This window comes from Pseudactinotalea sp. Z1732, assembly GCF_049724975.1.
Taxonomy (GTDB): Bacteria; Actinomycetota; Actinomycetes; order Actinomycetales; family Beutenbergiaceae; genus CALKWS01.
Genome location: NZ_JBMPQC010000001.1, coordinates 703662 through 716924 on the forward strand (window position 1 = coordinate 703662; position 13263 = coordinate 716924).

At 70.0% G+C, this 13263-nt stretch carries 9 protein-coding genes; 7 read left to right on the top strand and 2 right to left on the bottom strand.

Annotation, left to right across the window (positions count from 1 at the left end; genetic code table 11):
* Window positions 1-6 precede the first annotated feature (6 nt).
* Entirely contained in the window at window positions 7-1332 is a 1326-nt protein-coding gene (locus ACPL7H_RS03320; protein WP_424795682.1) for an ABC transporter substrate-binding protein, read from the bottom strand.
* 126 nt (window positions 1333-1458) lie between these two features.
* Between ACPL7H_RS03320 and ACPL7H_RS03325 the strand changes: the two genes are divergently transcribed.
* A complete protein-coding gene (locus ACPL7H_RS03325) occupies window positions 1459-2463 on the top strand; it encodes a LacI family DNA-binding transcriptional regulator (protein WP_424787143.1) in 1005 nt (334 codons plus the stop codon).
* Between the two features lie 17 nt (window positions 2464-2480).
* Here ACPL7H_RS03325 and ACPL7H_RS03330 read toward each other — a convergent pair whose 3' ends face one another.
* Complete coding sequence (locus tag ACPL7H_RS03330; protein ID WP_424795683.1) at window positions 2481-4313, bottom strand: acyltransferase; 1833 nt, start codon at window positions 4311-4313, stop codon at window positions 2481-2483.
* Between the two features lie 234 nt (window positions 4314-4547).
* On the opposite strand from ACPL7H_RS03330, the gene ACPL7H_RS03335 reads away from it, so the two are divergent.
* The 6 genes from ACPL7H_RS03335 to ACPL7H_RS03360 all read left to right on the top strand — a co-directional run bounded on the left by ACPL7H_RS03335 (window position 4548) and on the right by ACPL7H_RS03360 (window position 13251).
* A complete protein-coding gene (locus tag ACPL7H_RS03335; protein WP_424795684.1) occupies window positions 4548-6524 on the top strand; it encodes a right-handed parallel beta-helix repeat-containing protein in 1977 nt (658 codons plus the stop codon).
* A 57-nt stretch (window positions 6525-6581) separates the two neighbouring features.
* On the top strand, window positions 6582-7022 hold the full coding sequence (locus tag ACPL7H_RS03340; RefSeq protein ID WP_424795685.1) for a hypothetical protein: 441 nt from the start codon (window positions 6582-6584) through the stop codon (window positions 7020-7022).
* A 116-nt stretch (window positions 7023-7138) separates the two neighbouring features.
* Window positions 7139-8296 carry a saccharopine dehydrogenase C-terminal domain-containing protein gene (locus ACPL7H_RS03345; RefSeq protein ID WP_424795794.1) on the top strand — a complete coding sequence of 386 codons (1158 nt, stop codon included), beginning with the start codon at window positions 7139-7141 and terminating at the stop codon, window positions 8294-8296.
* Window positions 8293-9798, top strand: coding sequence for an aldehyde dehydrogenase family protein (locus tag ACPL7H_RS03350; protein ID WP_424795686.1), 1506 nt, complete (start codon window positions 8293-8295; stop codon window positions 9796-9798). Before ACPL7H_RS03345 ends, ACPL7H_RS03350 begins: the two co-directional genes overlap by 4 nt.
* Window positions 9795-10985, top strand: a complete 1191-nt coding sequence (locus ACPL7H_RS03355; protein WP_424795687.1) for an acyl-CoA dehydrogenase family protein — start codon at window positions 9795-9797, stop codon at window positions 10983-10985. The genes ACPL7H_RS03350 and ACPL7H_RS03355 overlap by 4 nt, the downstream gene beginning before the upstream one ends.
* 10 nt (window positions 10986-10995) lie before the next feature.
* On the top strand, window positions 10996-13251 hold the full coding sequence (locus ACPL7H_RS03360; RefSeq protein WP_424795688.1) for a thiamine pyrophosphate-dependent enzyme: 2256 nt from the start codon (window positions 10996-10998) through the stop codon (window positions 13249-13251).
* Window positions 13252-13263 lie beyond the last annotated feature (12 nt).

Genomic DNA, 13263 nt, shown 5'->3' on the forward strand with positions numbered 1-13263 from the left:
CGGGTATTACTCGTTGGCGGCGGCGTCGACCATCGCGTCGACCACGTCCTGCGGGGAACCCTGTCCCGCAAAGATGTCCACGACGGCTTCGTTCATCGCGCCACCGATGTTCTCACCGAAGGCGGTGTCGAAGTACAGCTGCACCAGCGAGGCCTCGTCCCGGGTGGTGAGCAACTCGGCCAGGGCCTCATCCGAGACCGAGTCACTGGCCGCTGGGTTGGTGGGCAGGCCCATGTCGTTCTCGGCGAAGCCGATCTGGATCTCGTCGCTGAGCAGGTAGGCCACGAAGTCCACTGCGGCGTCCGGGGCGTCGGCGTTCAGGCCCCAGGCGTCACCGCCGCCGAGGACTGCGCCCTGGTCTCCTTCGCCACCGTCGATGGCGGGGAAGCCGAACCAGCCCAGGTTGAACGGGATGGTGTTGTCATCCATCAGGCCCTGCATCACACCCGGCTCCCAGTGCCCGGCCAACTCCATCGCCACCTGCTCGGTGGCCAGCAGGCCGGATGCGCTGGTGGGGCCGGTCTGGGCCGGGGTGGCCAGGAAGCCCTCGTTGAACGGCTCGGTCTCGATCAACTCCTGCAGGTGCTCCCCGGCACTGACCCAGCAGGCGTCGGAGAAGTCGTGCTGCTCCACCGCGGCCACCACGGCCTCCTCGGCGCAGGCGCGCAGGGCGTAGTAGTAGTAATAGTGCGCTGCCGGCCAGCCCTCGCCCGCACCCACCGAGACCGGCTCGATGTCGGCTGCCTTGAGTGCGTCCACCGTGTCGTTGAACTCCTCCATCGTGGTGGGCGTCTCGGAGATCCCGGCCTCCTCGAACAGGTCCTGGTTGTACCAGAAGCCCACCACGCCGGAGGTGAAGGGGATGGCGTAGACACGCTCGTCCACGGTGTAGCCACCGGTGTAGGCCTCCACCACGCCGATGGTGTCCGCGGCGTCGTCGGTCAGGTCGCGCAGCAGGCCGGCCTCGGCGTGTGAGGCGGTCTCCCCACCACCGCGCTCCATGAAGATGTCCGGGTGGTCGCCGGTCTGGAAGGCCGCGTCCAACCGGGTGAGCATGTCGTCGTGGGCGATCGCGGTGATCTCGATGGTCACCCCCGGGTTGTCGGCCATGAAGTCCTCGGCGGCCTGCTCGTAGAAGGACTGGCCCGGATCATTGTTGGAGTTGTGCCACCACGTGATGGTGACCTCCTCACCGTCGGCCGCACCGTTCTGCGTGCCATTGCTGCCCGGGTCGGTGTCTCCGTTCGTACCGTTGTCGCCGCCACAGGCGGCGAGAACCAGCGCGGTCAAACTTGCTGCGGCGATCGTTGTCGCTACTCGACGTCGTGACATGTCTCCTCCAAGGTCGTCCTTGACGTGACTTGAATGTTTGCAGGTTGAACAAAGACTCGTCAATCGATTTCGATAACGATTTATAAGCAAAGCGAGATTCAGTCTGGAGCGCGCTAGGTTGTAGGAATGACGATTGCGCGGCGAGTGACGATCGCTGATGTGGCACGGGTGGCGGGTGTCTCCACCGCCACGGTGTCGAAGGTGATCAATGACCGCTACGGGGTAGCGGCCGCCACCGGCGCGCACGTGCGTGGGGTGATCGAGGATCTGGGCTACGTCTCCAGCCTGGGTGCGCGCAGCCTGCGCAGCCTGCGCACCAATGTGCTGGGCATCCTGGTGGCCGACTTCGAGCCGTTCAGCACCGAGTTGCTCAAGGGTGCCTCCCGGGCGGTACACGACACCGGCTATGAACTGCTCGCCTACTCGGTGGGCCGGGCCGGTCAGGAGACCGCGGGCTGGGAGCGGCGCTCGCTCAGCCAACTGCACGGCACCTTGATCGACGGGGCGATCCTGTGCACCCCCACGATCGTGGAGGTTCCTGCGGGAGTGGCGGTGGTCGCTGTGGACCCCCACACCGGGCCGACGGCGCTGCCCACCGTGGACTCCGACAGTTTCGGCGGGGCGAAGGCCGCCACCGAGCACCTCCTCGGGCTGGGCCACCGGCGCATTGCCTTCATCGGCGGGCGTGATGACCTGAACTCCTCCAGGGAGCGCGAGCGTGGGTACCGTGCCGCCATGCAGGGCGCCGGGTTGGAGGTCGACGACGCACTGGTGCGCTTCGGTGACTACACCGGGGAGCCGGCCGCAGGTGCGGTGGCGGAGATGCTGGCGGAGCAGAATCCGCCCACGGCGGTCTTTGCCGCGAACGACCTGTCCGCGATGGGTGTTCTGGAGGCGGCTGCCGAGGCCGGCTTGCGGGTGCCGGAGGATCTGTCGATCGTCGGCTTCGACAACATCCCGGAGTCGGCCCTGACCACCCCGGCGCTGACCACGGTGGAACAGCCCATCCAACAGATGGGTGAGCGGGCCCTGACGATGTTGATCGACCTGCTCGCGGGCCGGCAGACCGAGGCGCATGTGCGGCTGCCCACGCGACTGGTGGAACGCGGCAGCTGCGGGCCGGTGCGCTGACTACCCGACCACCTGCACTAGGTGCGCAGTTGCGGCACCGACTCCACCCGGTGCACCCCACGCGGCCGGTAGCCCAGGTCGGCGGATTGGCCGACCAGGTCGGCCAGCAGCCAGATGATGCTCAGCCACATCTCGGTGCCCTGCAGGCCGGGCCGGTTGCCCGCCGCGCCCTGGTCGGCTGCTCCGGGAGCGGCGAAGGCGAAGCCGGAGCCGTGGTGCCAGGTGCCCAGGGCGTCGCCGAGCAGCCGGTGAGCCAGCGCGGTGATCTCGCCGCGTCGGTGTGGGGTTTGCCGCCCGGCCAGCCACAATGGGTGGGCTACGTCCAGCACGTTGCAGGCGTTCTGCCGCTCCGGTGTGAAGTAGCGCTCGTCGCCGGCGTGGCGCAGCACCGTGTCGATCACGGCTTCGGGGTAGGGGACCGGCAGCCCGAACTGGGCGAAGGTGCCGCGGGTGAGCCGGTAGTAGCCGTTCACCACCAGCAGCGGTTCCTGGTCGCGCAGGCTGCCCCACATCCCGGTGCCCGGGTCGACGTGCCGGTGCAGCCAGCCGAACAGCGCATCGGCCAGGGTCTGATCGGCCCTGCCGCGCGGCAGGTCCCAGCGCAGCCCGGTCGCCAGCGCGTCGACGCCGTCGCCGGCGTTCCAGGCGTTGGTCCGCCAGGGCAGGGCGCCGACCTGTTCGCGTAGTTGCGCCGGGGTCAGTGCCGACGGCGTGGGGTGCGGCAGGTGTGCGCCGAGCAGGTCGAGGGCGTACCCCACGCTCAGGACGTGGTAGCGCGGGCCGGCGTCACCCTCCTCCTGGGTGCCGTCGGGCCGCAGTTCGGGGATCTGGCCGCCCGGGCGCTGCCAGGAGGTCAGTCGCTGGATCTGGTCCGCTTCGTCGAGTTGGTCCGGGGCGCGGCCGAGCAGCAGGTCGGCGATCTCGATCGCGTCGCACTGGGCCCGTACGGTGACTCCGGTGCCGGGGCGGTCCCGGAACAGGCCCAGGTCGGTATCGAAGGCGCGCTCCATCAACTCCCGCACCTGCGCACGGGCGCGGTCGGCGAACGCTCGCAGCTCTCCGGCAGGGTCCGGTTCGGCGCTTCCCGCGTCCGCGGGCCTGGTGTCGGCCGGTCCGGTGCGTGCCGGTTCGGCTCCGGTGCGCCCCTGCCCGGCTTCCGCCGGTGCGCCCAGCCCGGCTGCCGTCGTCGTCGGCCCCTCGGGGGGCACCCGCCACCGGATCAGGCGTGCCGGGTTCCCGCCCACCACCGCTCCGTCCGGAACGTCCTTGGTGACCACGGCGCCGGCGGCGATGACGCTCTTGTCCCCGACGTTGATGCCGTCCAGCAGCACCGCGTGTGAGCCGATCCAGACGTCGTCGCCGATGGTGATGCCGCGGGCGGTCAACGGCTGGCGGAAGATGAACTCCTCGGGGTCGTCCATGGTGTGGTTGAAGGCCAGGATCGAGGTGTGTGCGCCGATGCGCACCCCGGTTCCGGCCCGGACGCTCCCGCGCACCACGGTGAAGGCGTTGATCGAGCAGTCCGGACCGAACGCCACCTCGTCGGTGAGGTAGGCGTGGGCGGCCACGTAGGTGCGATCGCCGAGGTCGAGCCGCTCGGCCTGGACCGAGGCCAGCGGGCTCAGGTAGGCGTCGGTGCCGATCCGCCAGCCCGGATTCTGCTGGCGCAACCGGTGCTGGTGGTCGGCCTGGGCCCGGCGCTGGTCATCGGTGGCGCGGCCGGGAAACAACCAGGGCGAGTAGTCGTGATCGGCGGGGGTCGCGGATGCGGATCCGGGCGCGGCCGGCGATGCGAGTGTGGGCGTGGACTCGGCCTCGGTCTCGTCCTGGCTGGTGTCTGCGCTGTTCACCTGTGCTCCCGCTGGATCTGCCGTGGGGTACCAGCCTAGGGGAGCGGTCGGGTGGAGTCCCGGGCCACCAGGTGGGTGGCGAGTTGGATGTGGTGGGAGGCCGGTGGGTGCCCCTCCATCAGGTCCAGCAGTGTGCGCACCCCCGCGGGGACCGGGGTGTGGTCAACGCAGCGAACCCCGCGTACCGTCACCGACCAGGGGATCACCCGAACAACCGACCGGAGGAAACCGTCAATGTCTGCTGTGCTGCACGTCGCCACCACCGGCTCCGACCGGGACGACGGCTCGGCCTCCGCCCCTCTGCGCACCATCAACCACGCCGCCCAGATCGCCCAGCCGGGTGACACCGTGCTCGTCCACGGTGGGGTGTACCGGGAGTGGGTACGCCCGGCCCACGGTGGCCGCAGCGACCGGCGCCGGATCACCTACCAGGCCGCCGATGGTGAGCAGGTGGTGATCAAGGGCTCCGAGCAGATCACCGGCTGGGAGCGCGACGGGGGCACGGTGTGGCGCGCAAACATCGACAACAGCCTCTTCGGTGAGTTCAACCCGTTCGCCGAAACCGTGTCCGGGGACTGGGTCCTCTACCCCGCCGGGGCTCCGCCCAAGCACCTGGGCGAGGTGTACCTGAACGGGCGCAGTTTCTACGAGGTCCACTCCCGCGCCGAGGTGGCCGACCCACCCCTGCGCACCTCCGCCGTCGACCACTGGACCGACACCACCGACCACATCCGCGACCCGGAGCAGACCCGCTTCGTGTGGTACGCCGAGGTCGGGCGGGACAGCACCACCGTCTGGGCGAACTTCCAGGACGCGGACCCCAACCAGGCCCTGGTCGAGGTGAACGTGCGCCCGGCGGTGTTCCTGCCCGACCGACCGCACGTGGACTACATCACCGTGCGCGGTTTCGAACTGGCCCAGGCCGCCACCCCCTGGACCCCGCCGACGGCCGACCAGCCCGGCCTGATCGGCCCGAACTGGGCCAAGGGCTGGGTGATCGAGAACAACATCATCCACGACGCCAAGTGCTCGGCGATCTCCATCGGCAAGGAGGCCTCCACCGGGCACAACTTCGCCACCACCCGCCGGGACAAACCGGGCTATCAGTACCAGATCGAGTCGGTCTTCACCGCCCGCCAGTACGGCTGGGACCGCGAGCACATCGGCTCCCACGTGATCCGCGGCAACACCATCTACGACTGCGGGCAGAACGGCATCGTTGGCCACCTGGGTTGTGTCTTCTCCACCATCGAGGACAACCACATCCACAACATCGCGATCAAGCGGGAGTTCTTCGGCCACGAGATCGGCGGCATCAAACTGCACGCCCCGATCGACGTGCAGATCAGCCGGAACCGGATCCACGACTGCACCCTGGCGATCTGGCTGGACTGGCAGACCCAGGGCACCCGGGTCAACCACAACATCCTGTACGCCAACAAGCGCGACCTGTTCATCGAGGTCAGCCACGGCCCCTACCTGGTGGACCACAATGTGCTGGCCTCCCCGGTCGCGATCGAGTCGATGAGCCAGGGCGGCGCGTACGTGCACAACCTGGTGGGCGGGTCGGTGCGGATCGAGCAGGAGATGGAACGGGCCACACCCTACCACCTGCCGCACAGCACCCAGGTGGCCGGCTACGCCTTCATCCAGGCCGGCGACGACCGGTGGCTCGGCAACATCTTCCTCGGCGGCGACATCGCCGATGCCTACGGCCCCGACACGATCCTCGCCGACCCGAACGCCGGATACGGGCTGGCCGGCTACAACGGCTATCCGGGCAGTTTCGCCGAGTACATCCAGCGCGTGCACAGCCGGTTCCCGAACGGGGACCACCGCCGCTTCAACGGTGTGCCACAGGCGGTCTACGCTCGCGAGAACCTCTACCTCGCCGGGGCCCGGCCCTTTGAGGGGGAGGACTCCGCGCGGGTGCTCGCCGGGGCGGCGAGCCTGCAGGTCCACGACGACGGCGAGACCGGCTACCTGCAACTCCTCCTGCCCGAGGGATCCGGTCACGCAGGGCTGGGCCTGATCACCAGCGAGGACCTGCCGCGGGTGCGGTTCGTCGATGCCGAGTTCGACCAGCCCGACGGCGCCCCGGTGGCGCTCGGCTCGGACCTGCTCGGCCAGGACCGGGACACCGGGGCCCGCTACCCGGCGGGACCCTTCGCCGAACTCGCCGAGGGTGAGTTCCGCCGTCGTCTGTGGTGAGACCGTGGTGAAGCGATCCCCGCGCCGGTGACATAGTCGGGGCGGAGGTGATCGGCGATGACGACCAGGGGCTATCGCGTGGCCGTGCTGGTGTTCGGGCTCCTTCTCGGCCTGAGTGCCTGCGGGGCCGGCGGCAGCGACCCCGGGGATGATCCCGACGAGATCGGGACCGTGCCCGAAAGCCCCGCCGGCCCGGATGACGACGACGCGGACTCCCCGGATGACCCACGCGTGCAGGACGCGCGGGCGGACCTGGCCGAGCGCACCGGCGCCGACCCGGGGGACATCGAGGTGATCGAGCAGCGGTCGGTGACGTGGCCGGATGGGTCGATCGGGTGCCCGGAGGAGGGCATGTCCTACATCCAGGTGTTGACCGAGGGTGACCTGCTCGTCCTGGCCGCCGACGGCGTCGAGCACCGATACCACGCCGCCGCGGAGGAGGACTTCTTCCTCTGCGCCGACCCCCGGGACCCGCTGCCGACTGACTCCGGACAGTAGGAGCGGCGCGCACCCGGCTACGGGGCGACCGGGCGACTGGCACCCCTCGCATCGGCGTCACACTGCCTGAGGTAAATCAGTAACAACGATAGACTCCGGACGGTGCTGGGTAACATCTGCACCGGAGCAACGCCGACAAGGGCGGGACCCGCCCGAATCAGAGGGAGTTCACTGTGGAACGTTCGTTCAATACCGTTGCCGTGCTCGGGATCGGGAAGGTCGGCGAACTCGTTGCCGATCTGCTGATGCGTTCGGGGTTCAGCGTGGTGGGGTACGACTCTCGTCCGCGGGCGGACCTGGGCTTCGCGGTCAAGCAGCTCGACGTCACCGACTCCCACCGTTTGCGCGAGGCGCTGGGCACGGCCGACGCGGTGCTGACGTGCCTGCCCTATCAGCACAACATCGCCGTGGCAGAGGCCGCCCGGCAGGTGGGTGTGCACTACTTCGACCTCACCGAGGACATCCCGACCACCAACCGGGTGCGTGACCTCGCCCAGGACTCCACCGCCATCTTCGCCCCCCAGTGCGGCCTGGCCCCGGGGTTGATCGGCATCATCGGCGCGTCCATGGCGGCGGTTTTCGAGGAGATCCGCTCCATCGAGCTCAAGGTGGGTGCGCTGCCGCAGAACCCCACCGGCCTACTCGGCTATGCGTTCAACTGGTCCTCCCTGGGGGTGGTGAACGAGTACCTGAACGACTGTGAGGTGGTGCGCGGCGGCCGCCGCCAGATGGTCCCGGCGATGACCGCGAAGGAACGCGTGGTGATCGGGGGCGTGGAGTTCGAGGCGGCCCTGACCTCCGGCGGGCTGGGCACGATGTGCCAGACCTACGAGGGCCGGGTGCAACGGCTGGATTACAAGACGCTGCGCTACCCGGGCCACTTCAAGCAGATGCAGTTCCTCTTCGACGAGTTGCACCTGCGCGACCGGCGCGAACTGGCCGATGAGATCCTCGTCAACGCCAAGCCGCCGGTCAACGACGATGTGGTGCATCTGCACGCCGCGGTGGAGGGTGTGCGTGAGGGGACGCTGCAACGCCTCAACGACGTGCGCGCCTTCCGGCCCATCGAGATCGGCGGGCGCACCTGGCGGGCGATCTCCTGGATCACCTCCGCCTCAGCGGTGTCCATGGTGGAATTGGCCGCCACGGGACGATTGCCGAATACCGGCTTCATCCGCCAGGAGGACATCGCCCTGTCCGACCTGGTGGACACCCAGGCGGGTTCGCTGATCACCACCCACGGAACCATCTCCTGCGGAAAGGACCTGTCATGACGGATCTGGCCACACTGGCGCAGCAGACACTGGCGCGACTGGGGGCGCAGGACCCCTTCCACGACGACGGCGACCTGATCGTGCGCACCCCGATCGACGGCAGCGAACTGGGCCGGCTGCGCAGCCACACCCCAGCGGACGTCGACGACCTCATCACCACCGCTCAGGAGGCCTTCACAGCCTGGCGCACCGTCCCGGCCCCCGAGCGCGGCGCCCTGGTGCGCGAGTGGGGCAACCTGCTGCGCGAGCACAAGGACGACCTGGGCACCCTGGTCACCCTGGAGGCGGGCAAGATCCCCAGCGAGGGCGCCGGTGAGGTGCAGGAGATGATCGACATCTGTGACCTCGCCACCGGGCTGTCCCGCCAACTCTTCGGGCTGACCATCGCCTCCGAGCGCCCCGGGCACCGGATGATGGAGCAGTGGCACCCACTCGGCGTGGTCGGGGTGATCACCGCCTTCAACTTCCCCGTGGCCGTGTTCTCCTGGAACGCCGCACTGGCGCTGACCTGCGGTGACCCGGTGATCTGGAAGCCCTCGGAGAAGACGCCGCTGACGGCGTTGGGCACCCTGGCGCTGCTGGAGCAGGCAGCCCGGCGCGTGGGGGCACCGGCCGGGCTCGGCGCGGTGCTGCTGGGGGATGCATCGGTCGGGCAGGTGATGGTCGACGACGAGCGCGTGCCGCTGATCTCGGCCACCGGCTCCACCGCGATGGGCAAGAAGGTCGCCCCCCGCGTAGCCGCCCGCCTGGGCCGCACCCTGCTGGAACTGGGCGGGAACAACGCCGCGATCGTGGCCCCGAGCGCGGACCTGGACCTGACCGTGCGCGGCGTGGTGTTCTCCGCCGTCGGTACCGCCGGGCAGCGGTGCACCACCCTGCGCCGCCTGATCGTGCACGCCGACGTCAAGGACGAACTGGTCGAGCGGTTGAAGTCGGCGTATGAGACGCTCCCGATCGGCTCCCCGCTGGACGGGGGCACTCTGGTGGGCCCGCTGCTGGAGGAGGTTTCGGCGGAGCGGTTCACCGCCGCGATCGACCGGGCCACCGCGGACGGCGGCACGCTGATCACCGGCGGCGAGCGCGTGCCCGGGCCCGGGTCCGGGGTGTACGTGCAGCCGGCGATCGTGGACATGCCCGCCCAGACCGAGGTCGTGCGCACCGAGACCTTCGCGCCGCTGTTGTACGTGCTCACCTACACCGATTTCGACGAGGCCATCGCCCTGCACAACGGCGTCACCCAAGGGCTGTCCTCCTCGATCTTCACCCGCGATGTGCTGGAGGCGGAGACGTTCCTGTCCGCGACCGGCTCGGACACCGGGATCGCCAACGTCAACATCGGGCCCTCCGGGGCGGAGATCGGTGGTGCCTTCGGTGGGGAGAAGGACACCGGCGGTGGGCGCGAGTCCGGGTCCGATGCGTGGAAGATCTACATGCGCCGGACCACCAACACAGTCAACTACTCACGCGAACTCCCGTTGGCCCAGGGGGTGGAGTTCGGATGAGCACCTCCTCGCAACGCCCGGCGTCGATGACCCCGGATCAGTTGTTCGCGATCGACTCCCTCCTGTCGGAGGAGGAGAAGGAGGTCCGGGGCACCGTTCGGGCCATGATGGACAAGCACGTGCTGCCCGACGTGGCGCAGTGGTACGAGGACGGGCAACTACCGGCCCGGGAACTGGCCCGGACCCTGGGCGAGGTGGGCCTGCTGGGCATGCACCTGCAGGGCTATGGGTGCGCGGGCATGTCCGCCACCGCCTACGGGCTGGCGTGCCTGGAACTGGAGGCCGCGGACTCGGGGATCCGATCGTTGGTCAGCGTGCAGGGCTCCCTGGCCATGTTCGCCATCCACGCCTTCGGATCGGAGGAGCAGAAGGAGCACTGGCTGCCGCGGATGGCCACCGGCGAGGCGATCGGGTGCTTCGGCCTGACCGAACCCGACCACGGCTCCGACCCTGCCGGGATGCGCACCACCGCCCGCCGCGACGGCAGCGACTGGGTGCTCAACGGCACCAAGATGTGGATCACCAACGGCTCCATCGCGGACGTGGCCGTGGTGTGGGCGCGTACCGAGGAGGGCATCCGCGGATTCGCCGTCCCCACCGACACCCCCGGCTTCAGCGCCCCGGAGATCGAACGGAAGATGTCCCTGCGTGCCTCGGTCACCTCCGAACTGGTGCTGCAGGACGTGCGGTTGCCCGCCGAGGCGATGCTGCCGGAAGCCCGGGGGCTGTCCGGGCCGTTGCGCTGCCTGAACGAGGCCCGGTTCGGGATCGTGTTCGGGGCGCTGGGTTCGGCCCGCACCTGCCTGCTCACCGCCCTGGAGTACGCGGGCACGCGGGAGCAGTTCGACCGGCCGATCGCCGGGTTCCAGCTCACCCAAGCCAAGTTCGCGGACATGACCCTGGAGTACGGCAAGGGCGTGCTGCTGGCACTGCATCTGGGCCGGCGCAAGGACGCCGGGGATCTGGCGCACCAGCAGGTGAGCCTGGGCAAGTTGAACAACGTGCGCGAATCGCTGGAGATCGCCCGGACCTGTCGCACCATCCTCGGTGCGAGTGGGATCAGCGCCGAGTACCCGGTGATGCGGCACGCGAACAACCTGGAGTCGGTGCTGACCTATGAGGGCACCAGCGAGATGCACGCCCTGGTGATCGGGCAGGCCCTCACGGGTATCGCCGCGTTCCGTTGAGGTGCCCGTGATGCAGGGTCCGGATGAGCACTTCGTCGAGCGGGTCCGGCAGATGGCCGGTTCCGCCGGACCGGCCGGGGTGTCCGGTGTTGCCGCGCCGGCCGGGCTAGCCGGTGCAGCGGGGTCAGCCGCTCCAGCCGGTCTGGGGCTGCCGGCAGCCGAGGCCCTGGAACTGTTCGAGGTCCAGATCGCCTCCCGCCACCTGGATCTGGTGGCCCGCGAACTACGGGCACGGAACCAGGGGTTCTACACCATCCGGTCCGCGGGCCACGAGGGCAACGCCGCCGTGGCCGCCGCACTGCGCCCCACCGACCCGGCCATGCTGCACTACCGGTCCGGGGCGTTCTATCTCCAGCGCGCCGGCCAGGTGCCCGGCATCGACGGTGAGCGCGACATCCTGCTCGGGCTGGTCGGTGCCGCCGGTGAGCCGATAGCCGGCGGGCGGCACAAGGTGTTCGGGCGCGGGGAGTTGCACGTGGTCCCGCAGACCTCCACGATCGCCTCGCACGCCCCCCGGGCGATGGGCACCGCCTTCTCCATCTCCCTGGCCGCGAAGCTGGGCGTGCCCACGCCGTGGCCCACCGACGCGGTGGTGGTCGCCAGCTTCGGGGATGCCTCGATGAACCACTCCACCGCCGCCGGCGCGGTGAACGCCGCTCTCCAGGTGGCCCACCGCGGCCTGCCGATGCCGTTGCTGATCGTGTGCGAGGACAACGGCCTGGGGCTGAGCGTGCCGAACCCGCCCGGGTGGATCGCCGCCGCCTACGCCGGCCGCACCGGGCTGCGCTACCTCCAGGCGGACGGGGCGAACCTGCCCGAGGCGCTCGCAGCGGCACGGGACGCGGCCGAGTACGTTCGCCGTCGTCGTCGGCCCACGTTCCTCCACCTACGCACGGTGCGTCTGATGGGACACGCCGGCTCGGACGTGGAGAGTGCCTACCGCCCGCCGTCGGCCATCGCCGCGGACCTGGACCGGGATCCGCTGCTGGGCACGGCCCGGTGGCTGGTGCAGGCCGGGGTGTTGCGGCCCGATGAGGTGCTGGACCGGTACGAGGCCGCCCGGGAGCGTGTGCGGCGGATGGCCCGGGAGGTGGCCGCGCTGCCCCGGTTGGCCGGCCGGGAGCAGGTGATGGGCCCACTGGCGCCGCGCCGGCCGGCGGAGGTGGCACGGGTGGTGCCGCGAGCAGGTGATGACGCGGCGCGCTCGGCGGTGTTCGGCCGCTCGCTACCGGAGGAGGGGTCCGGGCGGACGCTGGCGCAGTCGATCAACGCCGCGCTGCACGATGTGCTGGCGGCGCATCCGGGTGCACTGGTGTTCGGCGAGGACGTGGCCCGAAAGGGCGGGGTGTACGGGGTGACCCGGGGTCTGCGCAAGGCGTTCGGGCCGGCGCGGGTGTTCGACACGATCCTGGATGAGCAGACCATCCTCGGGGTCGCTCTGGGGGCGGGGCTGAGCGGTCTGCTGCCGATCCCGGAGATCCAGTACCTGGCCTACCTGCACAACGCCGAGGACCAGTTGCGCGGTGAGGCCGCCACGCTGCAGTTCTTCTCCACCGGCGCCTACCGCAATCCGATGGTGGTGCGGATCGCCGGGTACGGGTACCAGAAGGGCTTCGGGGGCCACTTCCACAACGACAACTCGGTGGCGGTGCTGCGCGACATCCCGGGCCTGGTGGTGGCCTCGCCGGCGCGGGCCGAAGACGCGGCGGCGATGCTGCGCACCCTGGTGGCCGCCGGGTTGTCCGATGGCACGGTGAGCGCGTTCGTGGAGCCGATCGCGCTCTATCACACCCGCGATCTGCACACCGAGGGCGATGGGCTGTGGACCGACCCCTATCCGGGCCCGGACCGGTGGGCGGAGGCGCAGGTGCCGATCGGGTCGGCCCGCTGCTACGGGGACGGTGCGGACCTGACCCTGGTGTCCTGGGCGAACGGGCTGCACATGAGTCTGCGGGTGGCCCGGCAACTGGAGGCCCGCGGGGTGCGGGCCCGGGTGCTGGACCTGCGCTGGTTGGCGCCGCTGCCGGAGGAGGATCTGTTGGCGGCTGCCGAGGCCACCGGCACGGTGCTCGTGGTCGATGAGACCCGCCGCTCCGGGGGAGTCTCCGAGGCGGTCGTGGCCGCGTTGATCGACGGAGGTTTCACCGGCCGGATCGGGCGGGTGACCAGCGCGGACAGTTTCGTCCCGCTCGGCGACGCCGCCCTGGACGTGCTGCTGGACGAGGACACCATCCTGCAGCGGGCCCTGGAGTTGACCCGGCCCTGAGCCCTTCAGCCG

What these genes read in the sequence shown, in the direction of transcription:
- ACPL7H_RS03355 (WP_424795687.1), top strand. Translation starts at nt 9,795, where the DNA reads ATGAGCACCTCCTCGCAACGCCCGGCGTCGATGACCCCGGATCAGTTG.
- ACPL7H_RS03340 (WP_424795685.1), top strand. Translation starts at nt 6,582, where the DNA reads ATGACGACCAGGGGCTATCGCGTGGCCGTGCTGGTGTTCGGGCTCCTT.
- ACPL7H_RS03320 (WP_424795682.1), bottom strand. Translation starts at nt 1,332, where the DNA reads ATGTCACGACGTCGAGTAGCGACAACGATCGCCGCAGCAAGTTTGACC.
- ACPL7H_RS03325 (WP_424787143.1), top strand. Translation starts at nt 1,459, where the DNA reads ATGACGATTGCGCGGCGAGTGACGATCGCTGATGTGGCACGGGTGGCG.
- ACPL7H_RS03360 (WP_424795688.1), top strand. Translation starts at nt 10,996, where the DNA reads ATGCAGGGTCCGGATGAGCACTTCGTCGAGCGGGTCCGGCAGATGGCC.
- ACPL7H_RS03350 (WP_424795686.1), top strand. Translation starts at nt 8,293, where the DNA reads ATGACGGATCTGGCCACACTGGCGCAGCAGACACTGGCGCGACTGGGG.
- ACPL7H_RS03335 (WP_424795684.1), top strand. Translation starts at nt 4,548, where the DNA reads ATGTCTGCTGTGCTGCACGTCGCCACCACCGGCTCCGACCGGGACGAC.